Genomic DNA, 21,987 nt, shown 5'->3' on the forward strand with positions numbered 1-21,987 from the left:
AATAGGGGATCCATAACACCACACTTTCCAATTTCACAACTAGTAGAAACAAAGAATCTATCAAAGAGCTTGTTATATCTACCATTTTCATTTTCAGAATTCAATCAAATCCTTATTTTTGTTAGAGTTAAGATTTTTTAACATTTGTTATACAATACAAATGGAAATTGAAGGGGAACAAACTTAACACATTCTTACCGGTTGGGGGACCGGAATATTAATCTCTTTTAAGAAAGCAAATCATATTCGCTATCTACGATATAACTTAGAATTGATGCTGTTTAATTATTAAAATTATTTCTATGAAAAAAATCGCATTGTTACTTGCAATTTTTGCATTTGGGTTGCAGTCAGTCTTGGCGCAAACCAATGAAATTACAGGGACAGTAACTTCTGCTGAGGATGGAAGTTCCATCCCAGGTGTTTCTGTTTCTGTAAAAGGTACCACTCTTGGTACGATTACTGATTTTGATGGGAAATATACACTGAAGGTTCCCGAAAATGCAACCACCTTAGTTTTCTCCTTTGTCGGTATGCAAACACAAGAAGCTCCAATCAACGGGGCTACTGTCAACGTACAAATGGAAGCGGATGTTGTGGGAATCAACGAAGTAGTAGTCACAGCACTGGGAATTTCCAAAGAACGTAAGTCTTTAGGCTTTGCTTCAACGTCTGTTAGTAGTGAAGAATTCGCTGAAGCAAAAACAATTAATCCGATGAATGCCCTGCAAGGGAAAGTTGCCGGAGTAGATATTTCTAGTGCTCCAAGCCCCGGAGGAACCCAAAACGTAATCATACGTGGAACTTCTTCTTTCTCCAGCAACCAACCTCTCTATGTAGTAGATGGCGTTCCAATCACCAACTCTCAAGTACAAACGGGATCATCTCTCAACTGGAATACAGACTTTGGATCAGGGCTAAATGCAGTCAACCCTGATGATATCGAAACAATGACAATCCTAAAAGGAGCCGCAGCAACAGCACTATACGGTTCCAGAGCCGCAAACGGGGTCATACTCATCAAAACTAAATCAGGTAAAAACACAGGTGGCAAGATGAGAGTAAGCTACGACGGCTCGATAACTGTTCAGAATGTAGGACGAATTCCAGAACGTCAGAGCAAATTCGGACAAGGATGGAGTGGAGATCATGCACTTGACGAAAACGGAAACTGGGGACCTAAATACGACGGGCAGATGCGTCTTTGGGGATTTATTGTAAATAACAGCCAGTTATTAAAGCCATATGCTTTTGTAGAATCTAGAGTAAGAGATTTTTACGACTATGGCATAAGTTATAAAAATGCAGTTTCTGTATCTGGTGGAAATGAAAACACAACCTATTTCATGTCTGTTTCAAACAATAACACAGACGGTGTTTTACCGGAAGACTTTGACACCTACAAAAGAACTACACTTTCAAGCAAAGGAAGCCATAAGTGGGGCAGATTAAAGCTTAGCTCATCAATCAACTTTAGCAATGAGAAGACAAAAGCTGTTCCATCAGGACAAGGAAACTCTGTTTTCAGAAGCCTTTGGGAAATCGCAGAAGACTACTCCATTGTTGATTTTAAAGATTACAAAAACCCATTTTTCAACCTTGACAATTATTTCACTCCATATGGACTGAACCCTTACTACGCTTTGTTTGAAAACGGTTCAGAACAAAAGAGAAATAAGTTTTACGGAAAAGTCCAAGCAGACTTGGATATAACAAATGAGTTGTCTTTTACTTATCGTTTTGGAGGAGACTTTGAAGCTACCAACACAGAAGCATGGGTTGCTATTGTCGATATTCCAGAAGATGCTCCTAGTTATAATGCTCAATCCCTAGATCCTGGTAGTTACTCAATAGCCAAAAGAGCTCGATACGAGACAAACCATGATGCATTCTTGAAATACAACAAGAATTTCGGAGAGAAATTCAGTTTAAATGCACTTATTGGAGCAAACATTAATGAAAGAGGTTTCCAAAGAGTCACTGGAGAGCTCACTGCACTTGACGTACCAGGATACTATAATCTTTCAAACGGAACTTCTGATGCTGTTGCTTCTCAATACGAAAGTAAAAGAAGACTTTGGGGTGCATTTGCAAACGCAGAACTAGGTTACAATGACTATTTATACCTAACAGTAACTGCTCGTAATGACTGGTCTTCTACCTTACCGCCAGAAAACAATAGCTATTTCTACCCTGGAGTAACAGGAAGTGTTATTCTATCAGAACTAGCCAAAGAAAGTGGTATGTCATTAAATGCTATTGATTTTGCAAAACTAAGAGTAGCCTATGGATGGACTGGTAATGACGCTGGTGTATATGACATATATCCTGTTTTCCAAAAAGGTTTTATCGATAACCCTGGATTCCCAAATGTCGATGATCTGGAATTTCCGCTAAATGGAATAAATTCTTGGATGATTAGCAACCAACTGGGAAGTCCTGACCTTGCACCTGAGATTACAAAGGAATATGAACTTGGGCTTGAAATGAATATGTTCTCAAACCGCCTAGGATTTGACGTTTCATACTACAACAAGCTAACCGAAGGACTTATTAACTCTCAACCTCTTGACCCCTCTTCAGGATATACCTCAATTGTTAATAATATTGGAGATGTTAGAAACAAAGGGTTCGAAATACTCCTATTTGGATCACCAATTAGAACAAACAACTTCGAGTGGATCGTAAGTGCCAATTACTCCCAAAATGATAACACTGTTGAAAGCCTTGCTGAAGGCGAAATCTTTTTAGCGGGTTATGGTGGAGCAAGCATTGTTGCAGTTGAAGGTAAAGAAATGGGGCTGTTTAAAACATTTATCACTCAAACAACTGAAATTAACGGAGAAGAACACATTGTAGTCGATGGAAACGGAATGCCTCTCTCAACTCCTGATGAAGTTGTTCTAGATAAAAGTATCAACGAAGACTTTAGAGCTGGTCTATCAAATACATTCAAATACAAAGGAATTGCACTTGGAGCTACTTTAGACCTACGTTACGGAGGCTACATTTACTCTTATCAAAAAGACTACATGGGCTGGACTGGTAGTGGATTGGAAACAACATTCAATGACAGAAATCCATTTATTATTCCAAATTCTGTAGCGTTAGTCAATGGTGAATATGTAGAAAACACAACACCTGTAGCATCTGCTGACTTACACGACTTCTATAGTGAAGGAGGCTTCAACCGTACGGATGAATTCTTTATCGATAGGTCATATCTGAAACTAAGAGAAGTAAAACTCACCTATGACCTTCCTAAAAGATTTGCTCGCAAATTAGGCGTTGAAAGCGTAAGAGCTTCTGTTGTTGCCGGCAACATCTTACTCTGGACTCCTTCGGAGAATCAATACATTGACCCTGAAACAACCACATTCGGGAATGACCTTAGTGCAAAATTTGGTGAATTTGGAGCCAATCCAACTAACCAAAATTACACATTCGGGTTATCTGTTACATTTTAATCATTTATAAACTATAGAATTATGAATCTAAAAAAATTACTATACATTTCACTGATTACCCTTCTAACTTCAACGTTAGTTGGATGTGAAGATTGGTTGGATGTAAACAGAGATCCCAACAATCTAAGTGAACTTAGCAGCCCCGAAACTGTTCTTCCTGTTGCTCAACTTGGAATAGCAAATGCTTTAATGGGATGGGAAATGGGTTTTCACGGTGCATTTTGGTCACAATATTGGACCCAAGATCACACGTCATCTCAATTCAAATTTATTGATCAATACAATGAAGATGATTTTAGCATCACTTATCGTAACCTTGTTCCATTTGCATTAAACGACCTAAAAGGCATAATGGCTAGGTCAGAAGAAGGAAGTGGAACTTATATTATAGCAGAAGCACTTTCTATCTACACTTGGCAAATAGTAACTGACACATGGGGAGACATCCCTTATTCTGAAGCTCTTGGTGGAGAAGAAGGTTCTTTTTCTCCCAAGTTCGATACTCAAGAATCAATTTACGATGATCTACTAACAAGAGTTGATGCGCTGCTTCAAATGAACTTCGCAAGTGCAACAATCACCTCTCGATACGATTTCATATTTGATGGTGATATGCTAAAATGGAAGGCCTTCGTAAAATCATTAAAACTAAAATTAATGATCCGCCTTTCTGAAACATCCAAATACAATAACGCTGATTTGATCGCTCTTGCAGAAGCCGGAGGATTCATTACTGAGAATGCAATGATACACGGCAACATCTGGAACGACAAAGACGGCAAACGTCACCCAATGGACGAATTCATCGATGCGGGATATTTTGACAATGTTATTGCTAGTAGAACAATGATCGAATACCTTGTTGTAAACAACGATCCTAGAATTGGAAAACTTTATGAGCCTACTCCTGATGGAAACTATTTAGGATCATTCCAAGGAGACTTTGCTTACACCGGTGACACTGACGGAGATGGGACTACTGATGACAAGGAAGATTTCAGCTTGGTTAGTTTTGCTCCAACTTCAGACATCCCCTTAATGACGACCTGGGAAATCAATTTTTATCTTGCTGAAATCTATGCTAGAGCCAACAACTCAGGCGAAGCAAAAGCTTATTATGACAATGCTGTTCAAGCTTCCATGGATTATTGGGAAGTCAGCGGCTCAATTACTGGATCAGGAGAATATGCTGAATGGCCAAACGGAACTGTAGAAGAAAACATAAAGGCTATAGCTATGCAAAAGTGGGTAGCTTATTGTAAACTTCAGCATATGGAAGCATTCTACGAAAGAAACAGGACCAAATATCCTTCTGTTAGCTCAATTTTAATTAAAACACCGGCAGATCGATCGGATATTCATCTTAATTACCCAGCAGGAGAATTTATCGTATCTATTGCAGGGCAAGGTAAATTGAGTGGCAATCTTCCTGCTTCTCCTATTTATCCAAATGATGTTGTAACAAGAAACACTACCAAACCATCTCAAAAAACAAGCATGGGTGAGAAAGTATGGTGGGATCAAAAAGCAGGTAAATAGTTTTTTTAACTTTTAACTAAGTACAAATATGAAATCAATTTATTCACTTATAAGCATGATTGTCCTTTTAAGCCTGTTTACAAGTTGTGACAAGGAATCTGAAGGATGGTCAACAACAATAACCCACTATGTGACCTTTTCATTTGATATGGCAGAAGGCACTGACCAATTAGGGAACAATAAAATAATCATCGACAAAGGAGAGGCATACGATGTCAATCAAAACTTTGCTGCGATGGAAGGAGAAACAGATGTTATTGATAAAGTTTCAATTGATGGAAGTGTAGATGGAAATACCCCTGGATATTACGTTGTAGACTATTCTGCAATTAACAACGATGGCTATTCTGCTGCTGCCTCCATTGGTGTTTTTGTTTCTAATCCTGATATAACAACGGACTTTTCCGGCAGTTACAGCGGAGACGTATACAGAACTCCTACAGGTGGCTCTTACGAAGATTCTCCAGTAACAATTAAAAAAATTACTGACGGCATCTTTTACATAGACAGATTGCTGGGAAGCTACTATTATGACGGTGTCGGTTATAAAATATATGGAAATTATTTTGTCCATGGGTTTGTTCGACTTAATGCAGATAATACACTGACTCACCTAGCTAGCATCTCTCCTGCCTGGCAAGATACGCTGGGCGGTGAAGGAATTGTAGATGGCAAATATGATCCCGAAACCGGAGTTATCACCTTTGGATCAATCTATGCTGGAGGTCGCACCTTCCATGTTACCTTAACTCCTAATGAATAACGCTTAAAATCTTTTAACATGAACAGAATATATCTATACGCAATCATTTTCAGCTTCTTTGGAATTCTTAGTGGTTGCCAAGAAGACCCTGAGATCTGGGATAGCTCAACTGCAGATTTCGACGGGAACTGGTATGTACAGTACAACCACGAAACTCTGGGAGAAGACCCTTTTGGTGAAGGCCTTACAACTTTATATACCTACAACACGGCATCCAATGACGGAGCTGAGATATGGTTTACTGATGAAGGTGGTTTTTGGGATTATAAAGTTCGTATTCCTGTAAATCAAGCTAGTTTAACTTTTGGAAGTACGTCTGAAGTAACAAGCATCATAGACGGCTATGAAATAAAAGTCATTGTCAATAATGGAAAGATTATCAAAAACGCAGTAGAGCTCCCCTCTGGAGCCATTGTTGATAGTATCTATTTCGAAGTGTGGTTTGAAGACCTTCAAGATGCCACTGAAATTGAAAATGATAAACTCATTGTTGGAGGCCACAGAAAATCAGGTTTTGAAGAAGATGAGCCTCATTAATCAATAAAGTACGTTAAGATTTAGGACTGGAGCAGGCACTTCTTTCTCCTTCAATTTCAAAGAAAAGTTCTCAGTAACTACCTCTCCAGTCCTTCCTTTTACATCAAAAGCGATATTTTTTATAGTTTATGTTATAAAAAATATCGCTTTTTTTATTTCTGCCTACTTCCCTGAAAACTCCATATTCAGTGGGTTTATAAAAAACAACTATCAATCAAAAGCCCCTTCCAGGTAACAATTTCTTAAGACAAATCACAATCCTGGGAGATTTCATTCCCAAAATTCAACGAAATCCTTACTTTTGTTAGAATTAAACTTTTTTAACATTCGTGTTAAAAGTTACAAATTGAAATTGAAGGACCAATTTTGTATCAAGTTTAACTAAACCACTTTCTGCTCTATAAATGGGGTAGACTGTAATCGTATTTCCATCGTAGGAATAGAACTCTATACGAGTTTTTCTATATATGAAGAAAATTATTATGCTGTTTAATTATTAAAGTTATATCTATGAAAAGAATCGCATTATTGCTTGCAATTTTTGCTATTGGGTTGCAGTCAGTACTGGCTCAAACCAAGGAAATTACAGGTACAGTAACTTCCGCGGAGGACGGAAGTACAATCCCTGGTGTTTCCGTGTCTGTTAAAGGGACAACCATGGGGACAATTACAGACCTTGATGGACACTACGTAATTAAAGTACCAGAAGAAGCCTCAACATTAGTCTTCTCGTTTGTGGGACTTCAAACTCAAGAGTTAGAAATTTCGGGATCAGTCCTTAATGCAACTCTGACTCAAGACTTCGTAGGAGTTGAAGAAGTAATGGTAGTTGCCTATGGTACCTCTACAAAAGGCTCCTTTACTGGATCTGCCGCAGTTTTAGATAATGAAAAACTTGAAAAACGCCAAGTGTCAAACGTATCGAATGCGCTGGCAGGAGCTGTTGCAGGTGTACAAATACTTGCAGACAATGGTCAGCCAGGATCTTCTGCAAAAGTTCGTGTACGCGGAGTAGGCTCAATCAATGCCGAATCAGATCCACTCTATGTTGTTGACGGTATTCCATTTGATGGTGATCTGTCTTCTATCAACAGTTCTGATATTGAGTCCATGACTGTCTTGAAAGATGCTGCCTCAACTGCCTTATACGGAGCCCGGGGAGCTAACGGAATCATCATGATTACCACCAAGAAAGGTACTTCTGGTGAAGCAAGAATCAACTTCGACATGAAAGTAGGTGTAAATTCACGCTCGGTAAAAAACTATGACGTATTTACAAGTCATCAGAAATACACAGAAAAAGCCTACAATGCTATTTACAATGCCGGAATATACAATTTGAACTACGACGAAGCTCAAGCAAATGCTTACGCAAATGAAAAATTAGTCACTAAATCTGAAGGAGGTTACGGTTACCAAATCTATACTGTTCCAACAGGAGAGCTCCTAATTGGGACTGACGGGAAACTAAATCCAAATGCGACATTGGGATATGCTGATGCAGATTACTATTACACCCCAGACAACTGGGCTGACGAAACATTTTCAAAAAACCCAAGACAGGACTACAACCTTTCAATTTCCGGAGGAAATGATAAGCAAAACTATTTCCTTTCATTAGGCTATATGGATGATCAAGGTGTTGTTTCTGGTTCAGGATTTAACCGTATTTCAGGACGTTTCAACGGAGACCACAAAGTAAAAGAGTGGTTAAAGGTTGGAGCAAACGTAAGTTACAGCCAAATCAACAGCGATTATCCTGATGAGCAAATTACGACTAACTCCAGTGGTAATGCATTCTACATCGCAAACTACATTGCTCCTGTATATCCAATGTATGTTCGTGATGCTGCAACAAAAGACATTCTATTAAATGTAGGCCGTAAGGTTTATGACTATGGTGACGGAGAAAGCACGAATTTCTCACGTACGTTCATGCAGATATCAAATCCTGCAGGTGATTTAGCATACAACAAAACCGAGTATTTAAAAGATATCGTAAATAGTTCTTGGTATGCTGAACTAACACCTCTTACAGGTCTGAAACTTACAGCCAAATATGGCTTCAATGTAGACAACACCAAATACAATTCATTGGGTAACGCCTACATGGGGCAAAGCGCTGCCTATGGAGGTACAGCCTACCAAGAACAAACTCGTATACAAGGTTTAAACCAGCAATACATTGCTTATTACCAATTTATGCTTGATGACATTCATCAATTCGACATCACAGCGGGTTACGATGGATACACCTACTCAGAAGAGCTCATTTTCGCTTCAGGTCAAAACCTGTATAATCCTGAAAGCTACTATGTGAACAATGCCATTGACAACCTTAGAGGTGGAGGGAAAATAGATAACTACGCCACAAAAGGTATCCTTGGACGTGTAAACTATTCATACAATGACACCTACTTTGCAAACATCGCCTACCGTCGCGATGCCTCTTCTCGCTTTAGCCCAGATAATCGTTGGGGGAATTTCTACTCTGCAAGTGTCGCATGGATGATGAGCAATGAGGATTTCCTTACCGGTGTTCACTGGATCAACATGCTAAAATTAAAAGCATCATACGGGGAACAAGGAAACGATGACATTGGTAATTACTACGCATGGCTTGACCAGTTCAATATGACGGGCTCCGATGGATTTTTCTCTGATGGTCCACGAAAATATAAAGGGAATGCTGACCTAACATGGGAAACATCAACTTCATACAACATAGGAGCTGATTTCACCCTTTTCAATAATATCCTATCTGGATCATTAGAATACTTTGGGCGTAAGTCTGTCGACATGCTGTACTACAAACCAATACAAGGCAGCCAAGGCTACACTTCACTTCCGATGAACGTTGGATCAATGACTAACTCAGGACTAGAAATAGACCTAGCTTGGAATATTGTAAAAACCAACAATATTCAATGGAGTCTGAACACAAACGCGACCTCAATAAAGAATAAGATCAATGAACTTCACCCTGACTTAGAAGGTGAACTAATCGATGGAACTCGTATTTACGAAGAAGGAGAGTCAATGTACCGGATGTATTTAGCTGAGTATGCTGGGGTAGATGCTGAAACAGGCTTAGCGCAATATTGGGCTGAAGACGAAGATGGAAATCGAATCAAAACAAATGATTACTCTCTGGCTCAAGAATATAAAACGGCGACTGAAGATTTACTTCCAACAGTTTATGGAGGATTCGGAACAACCATCGATGCTTATGGATTTGATGCATCAATTCAGTTCTCCTACCAACTAGGAGGTAAAATCTATGACGCAGGCTACGCTCAATTAATGCATGGAGGAAAAGCAAGTTCAGCCGGAACTAATTGGCACAAGGACATTAACAACGCTTGGACTCCAACAAATACAGATACGAATGTTCCTCGTTTAAATGCAAATGACCTATACGCTAATTCTCGATCAACTCGTTTCATCACAAGCTCAGATTACCTAAGCCTTAATAACATCACAGTAGGTTATACCCTACCAAAAAACATGGCAAATTCTGTAAAATTTGAGAAAATCAGAGTTTATTTCACAGCTGATAACGTTGCATTAGTCTCAAAACGTAAAGGACTGGATCCACGCCAAAGCTACGTACAAGCAACAACTGCTCGTTACACGCCAATCCGCACCGTATCAGGAGGAATCAATCTAATATTCTAATTATAAAATTGAAAACGATGAATATTAATAAAATATATTTTCTTGCACTAATCGCATCCCTTTCCTTAGCATTAACAAGCTGCGAGGATTTGGATACACTCCCTGGGGGGAAAGAAGTTACAGATTCGCAAAAAGATGAGGTTGTGAACAACGACCCATCTAAGGCCGAAGCTGGAGTCAACTCCATTTTTGCTCAGTTTTCCGTTTTTGCTCCAAACGAGAAGGTTTTTGACGCCGAACGTCATAACGATTTTGGCTATGGTGCTTTAATGATGTTCACTGATGCCAATGGAAACGATGTAATATCTGAAGACAATGGTTACAACTGGACTGGCAATGATCTTGACTATACAGACCGGGAACATACCTCTCGAGAAGTTCAAATCATATGGAATGAAATGTACGCCATCATTGACATGACCAACAGTGTTATTGGAGCCAATCCATTGGATGTTGAAGACCCCACTCGTCAGTTCTATTTAGGACAAGGACTAGCAACCCGATCTTTTAGCTATTGGGTTCTAGCTCAACTATTCCAATTCAACTATGTTGGCAATGAATCAGCTCTTTGTGTACCCATTGTTACCAATGAAAATTCAGATGAAACAGCGATAAACGGTGCACCACGCGCTACCGTGAAAGAAGTTTACGAATTGATTCAATCAGACATTGACAAGGCTATCGACCTGCTAACTAAGGCAGAGGGAGAAGGAATAGCTCGTAAAGACAAACGCTATGTTGACCTATCTGTTGCCTATGGGATCCGTGCTCGGATCAACCTAACCATGCAAAAGTGGTCTGAGGCAGCTAGTGATGCAGCAAAAGCAATTGAGCTATCGAGTGCTGCTCCTGCAAGCATCGAAGATGTAAAGAAACCTGCTTTCTGGACTGTTAATGAAGCAAACTGGATGTGGGGTATTGTCATCAATGAGACTGACAGGGTTGTTACTTCCGGTATTGTAAACTGGATTTCTCACATCGGATCACTAAACTGGGGCTATGCCAACTACTCAGGAGGAAAACAAATCAACAAAATACTGTTTGAATCAATTCCTGCAAGTGATGTTCGTAAAGGATGGTGGATTGATGAAGACTTAACTTCACCAAATTTAAATGAAGAACAAGCTGAAAAAATGGTAAAAACCGGTTACCCGGCTTTTACTCAAGTTAAATTTGCTCCTTATAATAATATCGTTGGAAACTCAACAAATGCCAACGACATTCCTCTGATGCGTATTGAAGAGATGTACTTAATTAAGGCAGAAGCTGAAGCGATGAGCGGAGCAGACGGCAAGTCAACCTTGGAAAACTTCGTGAAAACATACCGTAATCCGGACTATGTTTGCCAAGCAACTTCCGCGACTGACATCCAGGAGGAAGTATTCAATCAGCGTCGTATTGAGCTGTGGGGTGAAGGCCTGAATTGGTTCGATATTATGCGTTTAAACAAAGGGGTTGATCGTAGAGGTGCTGGATATCCAAATGCGACAACGATATTTAATATTCCTCCCAAAGATAATATTCTACTTTGGCGTATTCCGGAGGCTGAAATTCAAGCCAACCCATCTTTGAGCGAGGCTGACAACAACCCTCATGCATCAAAACCAACTCCAGTAGAAGATATCTAATTTGCTAATCTTCCATTTTTACAAAACATGGAAATTAAGCAAACTTAACAATATCAAAGGAGGTCAATTCGAATAGAATTGACTTCCTTTCTTTTAGAAATATCCTTGATTTGTTCCCGCCTTAACACTTGGTAACTCATACACCGAAACAAAAAAGCAGATTAAGCATATAACAATACCAGAGAAACTTACATCGATACCAAAAATAGAATAATATCCCCTCAAGAAACTGTTTCGATAATACTCCAAACACTAGTATCACGTCTTCTGCTTTTTCTTTTTTGCTGCGGGAAAAAGAATATTATTTAAGATTAGGCGGTAGCCCGGAGAAGTAGGATGAAGGCTTAAGTCGGTAGGTGGATCACCTACTAAGTGACGGTAATCTTCAGGATCGTGTCCTCCATAAAAAGTCCAAAATCCTTTACCAAGCTCACCATGAATATAACGGGCCTCTCCTGCTGCTTTATTCTCCCCCATAATCAGAACATTGGGCTTTACCAATTGATGATTAAAAGCCGTAGTTTGCCCCATAAATCCCTTTATAATACGCTGGTGGTTTTGGGTCAACATGGTAGGTACCGGATCCCATTTGGCCGAAAAATCAAATAGCGTAAAATAGTCTTCGGTAGGTCTCACTTTTCTTGTCACCGAAACATCAATATCCGAAAATTCATACTCAAATGGATCTTTCACAACCTTAAAATTGTGGAAAGCCAAAGCATGATCATAATTCAGTTTCTCATTCATATGCGGGTCAGCCGGATCTCCATCGAACATGGATTCACAGATATCAATCCCATCTGCAGCAATGGCAATGTCATACGTGTCGGTTGCTGCACACATGGCGAATAAGAATCCCCCTTGAGCGATGTAAGCTTGTATTTGCTTGGCCACAGCCCGTTTCATTTCAGATACCTTTGCAAATCCCATTCGCTCAGCCAATGCCTTATTGGTATTAACTTCCTGCTGGTACCATGGCATGTGTTGGTAGGAACGATAAAACTTCCCAAACTGCCCGGTAAAATCTTCGTGGTGCAAATGAAGCCAATCGTAATCTTTAAGTTGATCCGTTAATATTTCTTCATCGTAGATGACATCGTAGGGAATCTCGGCATAGGTTAATACCAAGGTAACCGCATCGTCCCATGGCTGTTTATTGGGCGGAGAATAAACGGCAACTTTAGGCGCTTTCTGCATGCTTATTGCATCCTGATTGACCTCAGGAAGCGCAATTTCGGACAAAATAGCGTTGGATTGAGCGTCAGCAATTTTCTCCACACTTACCCCACGAACCAAACATTCGTTTTCAATCTCTTCGTAATAGGGAATCAGAAAACTGCCTCCCCGATAGTTCAAAAGCCATTTTACTTCAATGGCTTGCTCCAAGGTCCAGTAAGCAATTCCATAAGCTTTTAAATGATCCTTTTGCTTTCCATCCATTGGAACCAACAGATAGACAGCAAAACTACTTTGCGCAACTAATAGCGAAAAGCATATAAACAAGAACAGTTTTTTGAATTTTTTAGAATGGAATATCATCTGATTTAGGTACCTCATAGGAATCGGAATTTTCAGATTCAAAGCCGCTGTTAACAGGCATTTCAACGCCTCCCATATCGTCATTCATTTTCGATCCAAATGTCTGCCCTACAATACCTCCGCCAATCTCTTCCGGAATTACAGTTTCCAAATCACAAAACTTAACTTGTTGTTTCTTAAAGGCTAACTGAACATCTCCGACCGAACCATTCCTGTGCTTGGCAATGATAATTTCAGCAACACCCAGTAGTGAATTCCCATTCTCGTCTTCGGTAATTCCATAATACTCCGGACGGTGAATAAACAATACCAAGTCGGCATCCTGCTCAATTGCTCCAGATTCCCTCAAGTCAGATAGCTGAGGACGCTTTCCTTCACGCGACTCCACCGAACGGTTCAACTGGGAAAGTGCCAAAATAGGAATATCCAGCTCTTTCGCAATGGCTTTTAGCGATCGAGAGATCATACTCACCTCTTGCTCACGACTCCCTTTTCCAGCATCACCAGCTGTCATCAACTGAAGGTAGTCGACAATAACAACGCCAATGTTATGCTGCATCTTTAATCGACGGCATTTGGCCCTAAACTCAAAAATAGATAATGCCGGTGTATCGTCAATAAACAGCGGGGCATCTTCCAATAAGTTCAACTTTCTGTTGAAATGTTCCCACTCCCAGTCCATTAAGTTACCATTTTTAATCTTTTCTGAGCCCAGTTCTGTTTCAGCAGCAATTACCCTGTTTACCAGCTGTACGGAGGACATCTCCAATGAGAATACTGCCACTCCCCGCTTGTGCTCTACAGCCATGTTCCGCGCCATGGAAAGTACGAAAGCTGTTTTCCCCATCGCAGGACGGGCAGCAACAATCACCAAGTCGGTCTTTTGCCATCCCGAAGTCATTCGGTCTAAAGCTGTAAATCCGCTCGGAACCCCACTCAACCCATCCTCGCGTTTCGAAGCCTCTTCTATCAACAAAGCAGCCTCCTTCAAAAGGGGTTTAATCGGCAAGGTTTCTTTTTTAATGTTTCCCTCAGCAACCTGGAACAGTGCTGTTTCAGAAAAGTCAATCAGGTCATCCACATCCATATTGTCGTCGTATGCCTTTGTCTGGATCTCCGTTGACACACGGATCAACTCTCGCTGAATATACTTTTGAGCAATAATTCGGGCGTGAAACTCAATATGGGCAGCTGAAGCAACTCGACTGGTTAATTGAGTGATATATAAGGGACCTCCAACAGCCTCTAATTCTCCCAGATCTTTCAACTGTTGCGTTACCATCAACAAGTCAACCGGTTTCTCATGAGTTGACAGATACTTAATGGCTTCAAAAATCTTTTTATGTTCTTCTTTATAGAAGCTTGCTGTATCAATAATATCAGCAACAGAAACATAAGCATCTCGCTCCAGCATCAAAGCTCCCAAAACAGCCTCCTCCACATCAATAGCCTGCGGTGGTAGTTTTCCGTACTGGGCATTGATCTGCTCAATTGACGATACTTTCTTATTACTTTTTCTCTCTGCTGCCATACTTCAATTTATAAAGCAATTGATATTCAATTATTTGTTTAGCGCTATTTTTTCGGCCGTGGGAATCTTAAAGGTAACAAAAAATGAAGACCAATCTAACCCTCACTTTTGTTATTTTCTAACTTCAAATTACTTCAACTCGTATTGAATAATTTGGGTCAAAACCTCTTCAAGGGTTTCTCCCATTGCCTCAATTTGTTGTGGAATAAAACTAGTTGCGGTCATTCCCGGGGTAGTATTCACCTCCAGAAAATAAAACTCCCCATCTCTCAGAATGTAATCTACTCGCACGATTCCTTTACAGTCACACAAATCATAAATTCGAGATGATAGTTGCTGACATTTTTGAGTCAATTCGTCTGAAATTCGAGCTGGCGTTATTTCTTCAGTAGCACCTTTTGTGTACTTGGCTTCGAAATCAAAAAACTCATTTTTGGGCAATACTTCTGTCACCGGAAATACCAAAGCTTTGTCGCCCATTTTCACCAATCCGCTGGTTATTTCGAGTCCTTCAACAAACTCCTCAACCAAAGCATCCGAGCTTTCTTCCCAAGCTTTTTCAACGGCTTTCTGAAGGTCTTCTTTTCGTTTTACTTTGGTAATTCCAAAACTGGAGCCACCAGCATTCGGTTTCACAAAAACAGGAAGCCCCAACTCTTCAACTAAAGCATCAACATCAAGCACTTCTCCTTTTGTTAGCCTCGCTGATTTAGCCATTGAAAAACCAAAGTTTTTCAAATAGTTACTGCAATAATATTTATTGAACGTTAACGCCGAAGACTGCACCCCGCAGGTTGAATATGGAATTTTCAATAAATCGAAGTAGCCTTGCAAAATGCCATCTTCTCCAGGTGTTCCGTGAATGGTAATGTAAGCAAAATCAAACCGAATATTCTGCCCTTTGTAACGAACCGAAAAATTTTGCTTGTCGATATCAGCAACGGGCTCGCCATCAACAACCAACTTCCAGTCGGTTCCTTTCATTTCAACTGCCCAAGGTTTGAACAGCTCCTGGTTAATGGAATTCAGCACGTTTTTGCTACTCTTGACTGAGACTACATATTCTGAGGAGTCACCTCCATAAACAACTGCGATATTTTTTTTCATTCGTTAAAAAATTAGGACCAAGACTCAAGACTTTCAATCTGCCTTAAACTCTTAAAAAGCTTCTATTTAATTACTTTCACTCTTCAAAAAAACGAAGGCCTTCCCTAATCAATACTCCGATTCGAAATATAATCCCGCCAACGATCAATCACCTGAATCATATCATCAGGAAGTTCCGAATCAAAAAGCATCTCTTCACCAGTTACCGGATGCACAAAGCCCAAGGTTTTTGCATGCAGAGCTTGACGCGGCAACATCTTAAAACAGTTGTGAACAAACTGTTTATACTTCGAAAAAGTTGTTCCTCTCAATACTTGATCCCCACCGTAAGTATCATCGTTAAAAAGTGGGTGTCCCAAGTATTTCATATGCACCCGGATTTGGTGCGTCCGCCCAGTTTCCAACTGGCATTGAATTAAATTAACATAGCCCAATTCTTCCAATACCTTATAGTGGGTAACGGCATGCTTTCCATGGTCACCTTCAGGATAAACCGTGAAAATTTGCCGATCCTTCATGCTTCGACCAATATTTCCTTCAATTGTTCCGGCTGGTTCTTTCAGGTTTCCCCATACCAAAGCAACATACTGTCGCTTCGTGGTCTTCTCAAAAAACTGCTGAGCCAACTTAATCTTGGCCCTTTCGGTTTTTGCGACAACCATTAAGCCAGAGGTATTTTTATCAATGCGATGCACCAGTCCAGGTCTTGGATCAGTTGTTTTAAACAATGGCAGATCTTTGTAATAATAAGCTAGCGCATTCACCAAAGTTCCAGTGTAATTCCCGTGCCCCGGATGCACAACCAAACCGGGCTGTTTATTAACAACCAATAGCTCATCGTCTTCATAAACGATATTCAACGGGATATCTTCCGGAATAATCTTCAATTCACGACGAGGGAAATCCATCACGATACTAACCTCATCGCCTGGTTTAACCTTATAATTTGACTTTACCGATTCACCATTCACCAAGATATTCCCAGCATCAGCTGCAGACTGAATCCGGCTTCTAGAAGCATTATCGATTCGATTGACCAAGTATTTATCAACGCGTAAGAGTTTCTGCCCCGGATCAACCTCTAACTTGTAATGCTCATACATACCACCTTCTTCCGGATCACCCAGTTCTTCATCATCCCGCATATCTTTATCTTCAACCATGATCTAAAACTCTTTTTCGTTGGCTTTTTCAATTTTCTCTTCATCTACTGTCAACCAGATATCAATCGATGTTCCTTGATCAATTTTTGCTCCGGGAACAGGTTCGGGACGCTGCTGCCAAACTCGGGCACTAAGCGTATCCGTCTCTTCATCAAAAGACTCATCGTAGATTATTGCTCCTACGTTCAAGTAGGACGCTGTCAACAATTCATTCGCCTGATCAACTAGAACTCCCAGCAAATTAGGAATCTCGGTTCTTTCACCATAGCGATTTTGCCCAACAGTTAAATCAATATTTGATCCTTTGCTTACCAACTGTCCTTCCGCAACAACTTCGCCGTATTGCTTTTGCTCTAAGACCAAATTAGGAAATTCCGATGGTACATAATCAACATTCCCTACATTTAATCCATAACTCATCATCAAGTTAAGAGCCTGTCGGTATGAAATATCTGTCAGCTTGGGCATTGCCACCTGCTCTGGTTTCGTTGCACAAATAGTCATAAAAATTGTCCTTCCGCGCTTTACCATAAAGCCCGCTTCTGGCATTTGTCCAATTACAGAGCCAGGGATCGCATCTTTCAAATAAAGTGAATCGGTTACCTGAAACTGCAACTCTCTCACCAGAATTTCTTGCTTCACATCTTCTAATGGCATTCCTGTAAAATCAGGAACAGCAAAGGATTCGCCGTGATTGGTATACACACGCAAAGCATACATCGTTGCAAGCAACAGCGCAATTGTAAGAATAATTGCCAGCAACACATTAAGCCAAAAACGCTTATTAATCAGATATCCCTTGAAACTCATAAATTTAATATTAGTGATAACCTATCCAGAATAGAAGTAAAAATACACTCAGCTTGTGACAAACGGGCACACACTCAATCCTTTCTTCTACAGTTATCCTATTTCTTTTAAAGAAACAAAAATAGCGTAAAAATTAGTATGTGAACAGGAATAAAAAAGATAATTCAGCAATGGAAATGCCAGGAAGGAACAAATAAACACAAAAAAAGGTAAAGAACTTTATTCTTCACCTTTTCATGTATCTTAACGACTATATATTCTGATCTTAACGCTTATGACGAGGCTCATCAGAAACAGTCAATTTCTTTCTTCCTTTCGCACGGCGCAGTTTCAATACCTTACGTCCGCTAGTAGAAGCCATTTTCGCACGAAAACCATGCTTATTTCTGCGCTTCCTGTTTGATGGTTGAAATGTCCTTTTCATTTGTCAATATTTTTATGTGTGATGTACTCTTCCTTATTTTCGGACTGCAAAAATAATCCTTTTTTGATTCCTTCCAAAATATTAGAAATTATTTTCCTGTTTTTTTTAACCTCAAATGAATGAGTTTTTTAGTCTCAAAAAAAGCTTCCTCAAATTGATCGCTCAAAGGGAAAACCTGAACTTGCTTTTTAAATGGTTCCAACTCTTCCAGAAAATCGCCACCTTTTAGGTACAAAATACCATTGGGCATCGAATTTTTTTGGTTCGCAGAGATCTTTCTTCGAACCAACGAAACAAACTTCGGGAAAGCAGTAACTGCGCGGCTTACAACAAAATCAAACTCATCATTAACCTTCTCGGCTCTTGCCTGTTCTGCCAGCACATTGGTCAATCCTAAACTTTGGCTAACTCCTTCAACCACTTTAATTTTTTTGGCAATCGAATCGACTAAACGGAAGTGGGTTTCCGGGAATAAAATGGCCAGTGGAATGCCCGGAAAACCACCTCCGGTACCAACATCCATAATTTTTGTTCCGGGCGTAAATTGAATGTATTTGGCGATCCCCATAGAATGAAGCACATGCCTTTCATACAATTGATCAATGTCTTTTCGAGAAATGACATTGATTTTTTCATTCCATTCTTTGTAAAGTTCTCCCAGCTGTTCAAATTGCTCCAACTGCCGAGGTGTTAAATCCGGAAAATATTTTGTAATAATATCCATTGCTTGTTCATGTGTTAAGAAGGAACAGTTGCTTTGCCCTTTCCCTTAGCGCTTCGTTTAGCCCTTCAACTATGATTCCTGATCATCCATCTCGGTTGACTCAATCATCTTGAAAAGCATTTCACGAGCTCGGAATAATTGTGCCTTAACAGTTCCGAGCGGCAAATTTAATTCTTTTGCAATCTCTTCGTAGGAATACTCTCTAAAATATCGAAGTTCGACCAAAGTCCGATAGCGTGGTTTTAGCCGATGAACGATTTTTCTTAAAAGAATGGCTTTTTGAATTCGGATCAGCTTTTCTTCCGGATCCGGATCTTTTGATTTTAGGCGTACCGACTGATCATTGTCACTATTGTCCTGATTATTCTCAATCGGAATATGCACGCCTTTCTTTTTTCTCAAGAAATCGATGCAGTTGTTGGAAGCAATTTTAAACAACCACGTACTAAAAGCATAGCTTGGAGAGTATTGATGCAGGTTTTTAAAGGCTTTACCAAAAGCTTCAATCGTTAAGTCTTCCGCATCGCTCTTGTTATTCACCATCTTTAGAAGCATGAAATAGATGGCATCTTTGTATTTACTTAACAGCTTTGCAAATGCTTTTTCATCCCCTTGTAAGGCGGATTCAACCAAGGCAAAATCTTGCTGAGCCTTATCAGACAAATTAGGATTCAATTCCATTTATTTCTTTTATCGAGAATGTAAATCTTCCCTGCATGGTACCAATTAAGTACCGGTCTGATGTACATGTATACGAACGAAGATAAAAAGATTTTCGCTTCATTCAAACGGGTAGTCATAGTTTTGACTACAAAAAGTTGCAAGAATAAAACAATCACTACAGGAATCGTTATAAACAACCAATTCATTGGTTCAGTAATTAATAACCAGGCAAAAGCTCCCCAAAGCAGAAATTTCGACAAGTCTTCCAGAAAATGGACAAAACGTTTCCCTGCCCCTAACTGCCTATTAATTCTCAACCGTTTTTTAACGAGTTCAGAGAAATCACCGGGAAAACAAGTCCGCTCCTCTCGGATCATTGTCTCCGGATCAACCAAAACACTTACTTTTCGTTTCCCGGAGTCATTAAAAACCAGCTCTAAATTGGCATAATAGGCATTCATTTTCCCTCTAAATCCAGACTGCTCAAAATAGAGCTCCTTGTGAAAAACAACGTTTGAATCATTGTAAAATGCCTTGTGCCCGACTAAACCATAAGCAGCCGTGGATAAAAATGCCGTAAAACGCTCGACACGACAGCAATGATTTCGAAAGCCTTTTCCGGCCTGCTGGTTTGTATAATTCAATAAGAAACTCGATTCGGTAATTGCATCATTGACCTTCTTTAAAAATAATGGAGATATTAATTCATTATCGGGACGCAGAAACACGACCCACTCTGAATGAGCTGCTTTTAGCGCCAGATTAATGGCCATTTTCTCAGAAAAACTGGTTTCCTGACTGATCGAAGTAAACTTTAATCGTGGGTATTTTTTTGCAAGCTGTCCAACCTTCTGAATGGTGCAATCTTCAGAGAAATCATCCACCACAACCACTTCGTAGTTCCCGTAATCCTGTGTCAGCAATTGTTGCAAAATATGTTCAATTCGATCTTCCTCGTTTCGCACGCACAAACAGACAGTGAGAGGCTTCTCCAAAATGGTTTCTGTTGTTTTCTTCAGAAATAACAAACGAAAATAGAAAAACAACAGGAAGAAAAGCTCCAGAATAAAAGCCCCTAGAAAAATACCAGGAGCTATCCATTCACTTAGTGTTCGGTCAAAAAAATCGAGGCTCATGATTAGAATTTACACGCAAAATTAGCAATCAATTACACTTACGTGCACCATTTTTAAATTAAATTAACACCTACTGAAAACAGCGATTTTCTGGTGGTTTAACTTTTATGCCTATCTTTGAGCACTCAAAAAATATTGCATGGATTTTACGCTTCATCATCAAGCAGTTAACAGCGAAGCCAGAGCCGGAAGTTTACAAACCGGACATGGCACAATTGAAACTCCTATTTTCATGCCCGTTGGAACAGCCGGGTCAGTGAAAGGGATTCACGTTAAAGAACTCAAAGAGGACATACAAGCCCAAATTATATTAGGTAATACCTACCATTTGTATTTGCGCCCCGGGACAGCAATCATCGAAGAGGCTGGCGGTCTCCATCGTTTTAACGGATGGGATGGACCAATCCTCACCGACAGCGGTGGCTACCAGGTTTTTTCGCTAGGCGACATTCGAAAACTTACCGAAGAAGGCGCTCGGTTTCAGTCACATATTGACGGCTCTCGCCATCTATTTACTCCAGAGAATGTCATCGATACGCAACGAAAAATTGGAGCAGACATCATTATGGCATTTGATGAATGTACTCCGGGAGATGCCGATTTCGACTATGCTAAAAAATCATTAGAATTAACCCAACGTTGGCTTGACCGCTGTGTGAACCAGATGGCTAAAACCAAACCTTTGTATGGACATAACCAATCGCTTTTCCCCATTGTGCAAGGGGGAGTTTATCCCCAGCTGCGCGAAACTGCCGCCAAGCATGTAACCACAATTCCAAGTGACGGATATGCCATCGGAGGGCTATCAGTTGGAGAACCTGAGGCTGATATGTATGCCATGATTGAGGTTGTCAACCCGATTCTTCCGAAAGAAAAACCTCGCTACCTGATGGGAGTCGGCACACCAATCAATATTTTGGAAGGTATAGACCGTGGAGTAGATATGTTCGACTGCGTTATGCCAACCCGCAACGGACGCAATGGAATGCTTTTCACTCAGAATGGAATCATCAACATCAAAAACAAGAAGTGGGCTGATGACTTTTCGCCCGTTGATCCAGACGGAACTTCTTACGTTGATAAACAATATTCCAAAGCATTTTTGCGTCATTTGATCGTGGCCAACGAAATGCTAGGTGCTCAAATCGCCAGTCAACACAACCTGGCTTTTTACCTTTGGCTGGTGAAAGAAGCCCGTCGTCAGATTATGGCTGACACCTTTAAAAGCTGGAAAGAAGAAATGGTCCAAAAACTAGGGCAACGCTTGTAATATATATT

16 protein-coding genes are annotated in these 21,987 nt (G+C 40.1%); 7 read left to right on the forward strand and 9 right to left on the reverse strand.

From position 1 onward, the window contains the following. Nucleotides 1–302 precede the first annotated feature (302 nt). The 6 genes from BM156_RS00175 to BM156_RS00200 all read left to right on the forward strand — a co-directional run bounded on the left by BM156_RS00175 (nt 303) and on the right by BM156_RS00200 (nt 11,612). Nucleotides 303–3,467, forward strand: a complete 3,165-nt coding sequence (locus BM156_RS00175; protein WP_093917801.1) for a SusC/RagA family TonB-linked outer membrane protein — start codon at nt 303–305, stop codon at nt 3,465–3,467. A gap of 21 nt (nt 3,468–3,488) precedes the next feature. Next, complete coding sequence (locus BM156_RS00180; RefSeq protein WP_093917802.1) at nt 3,489–5,006, forward strand: SusD/RagB family nutrient-binding outer membrane lipoprotein; 1,518 nt, start codon at nt 3,489–3,491, stop codon at nt 5,004–5,006. A 28-nt stretch (nt 5,007–5,034) separates the two neighbouring features. Next, entirely contained in the window at nt 5,035–5,769 is a 735-nt protein-coding gene (locus BM156_RS00185; protein ID WP_093917803.1) for a BT_2262 family domain-containing protein, read from the forward strand. Between the two features lie 18 nt (nt 5,770–5,787). Next, on the forward strand, nt 5,788–6,306 hold the full coding sequence (locus tag BM156_RS00190) for a lipid-binding protein (RefSeq protein WP_093917804.1): 519 nt from the start codon (nt 5,788–5,790) through the stop codon (nt 6,304–6,306). A gap of 510 nt (nt 6,307–6,816) precedes the next feature. After that, entirely contained in the window at nt 6,817–9,984 is a 3,168-nt protein-coding gene (locus BM156_RS00195) for a SusC/RagA family TonB-linked outer membrane protein (protein WP_093917805.1), read from the forward strand. Between the two features lie 17 nt (nt 9,985–10,001). Continuing rightward, the gene (locus BM156_RS00200; RefSeq protein ID WP_093917806.1) at nt 10,002–11,612 is read left to right on the forward strand and encodes a RagB/SusD family nutrient uptake outer membrane protein; all 1,611 of its coding nucleotides are present in this window, start codon (nt 10,002–10,004) and stop codon (nt 11,610–11,612) included. A 258-nt stretch (nt 11,613–11,870) separates the two neighbouring features. Here BM156_RS00200 and BM156_RS00205 read toward each other — a convergent pair whose 3' ends face one another. The 9 genes from BM156_RS00205 to BM156_RS00245 all read right to left on the reverse strand — a co-directional run bounded on the left by BM156_RS00205 (nt 11,871) and on the right by BM156_RS00245 (nt 20,709). Next, nucleotides 11,871–13,169, reverse strand: a complete 1,299-nt coding sequence (locus BM156_RS00205) for an asparagine synthetase B (RefSeq protein ID WP_170846809.1) — start codon at nt 13,167–13,169, stop codon at nt 11,871–11,873. Then, complete coding sequence (gene dnaB, locus BM156_RS00210) at nt 13,135–14,682, reverse strand: replicative DNA helicase (RefSeq protein WP_093917808.1); 1,548 nt, start codon at nt 14,680–14,682, stop codon at nt 13,135–13,137. The genes BM156_RS00205 and dnaB overlap by 35 nt, the downstream gene beginning before the upstream one ends. Before the next feature lie 129 nt (nt 14,683–14,811). Next, the gene (locus BM156_RS00215) at nt 14,812–15,789 is read right to left on the reverse strand and encodes a D-alanine--D-alanine ligase (RefSeq protein WP_093917809.1); all 978 of its coding nucleotides are present in this window, start codon (nt 15,787–15,789) and stop codon (nt 14,812–14,814) included. 104 nt (nt 15,790–15,893) lie between these two features. Further along, nucleotides 15,894–16,952, reverse strand: coding sequence for an RluA family pseudouridine synthase (locus BM156_RS00220; protein ID WP_093917810.1), 1,059 nt, complete (start codon nt 16,950–16,952; stop codon nt 15,894–15,896). Nucleotides 16,953–16,955: 3 nt separating this feature from the next. Continuing rightward, nucleotides 16,956–17,762, reverse strand: coding sequence for a PASTA domain-containing protein (locus BM156_RS00225; RefSeq protein WP_093917811.1), 807 nt, complete (start codon nt 17,760–17,762; stop codon nt 16,956–16,958). Nucleotides 17,763–18,027: 265 nt separating this feature from the next. Continuing rightward, nucleotides 18,028–18,186 (reverse strand): 50S ribosomal protein L34, encoded by a 159-nt coding sequence (rpmH, locus tag BM156_RS00230; protein WP_093917812.1) that lies wholly within the window; start codon nt 18,184–18,186, stop codon nt 18,028–18,030. An 88-nt stretch (nt 18,187–18,274) separates the two neighbouring features. Further along, entirely contained in the window at nt 18,275–18,910 is a 636-nt protein-coding gene (rsmG, locus tag BM156_RS00235; protein ID WP_093917813.1) for a 16S rRNA (guanine(527)-N(7))-methyltransferase RsmG, read from the reverse strand. A 69-nt stretch (nt 18,911–18,979) separates the two neighbouring features. Further along, a complete protein-coding gene (locus tag BM156_RS00240) occupies nt 18,980–19,591 on the reverse strand; it encodes an RNA polymerase sigma factor (RefSeq protein WP_093917814.1) in 612 nt (203 codons plus the stop codon). Continuing rightward, nucleotides 19,582–20,709, reverse strand: coding sequence for a glycosyltransferase family 2 protein (locus BM156_RS00245; protein WP_093917815.1), 1,128 nt, complete (start codon nt 20,707–20,709; stop codon nt 19,582–19,584). Before BM156_RS00245 ends, BM156_RS00240 begins: the two co-directional genes overlap by 10 nt. 139 nt (nt 20,710–20,848) lie before the next feature. Here BM156_RS00245 and tgt point away from each other — a divergent pair, with 139 nt between their 5' ends. Then, nucleotides 20,849–21,979: a tRNA guanosine(34) transglycosylase Tgt gene (gene tgt, locus BM156_RS00250; protein WP_093917816.1), complete on the forward strand. Its 1,131-nt coding sequence runs from the start codon at nt 20,849–20,851 to the stop codon at nt 21,977–21,979. Nucleotides 21,980–21,987 lie beyond the last annotated feature (8 nt).

Origin of the sequence: Sunxiuqinia elliptica (assembly GCF_900113005.1) — a bacterium.
Lineage (GTDB): Bacteria > Bacteroidota > Bacteroidia > Bacteroidales > Prolixibacteraceae > Sunxiuqinia > Sunxiuqinia elliptica.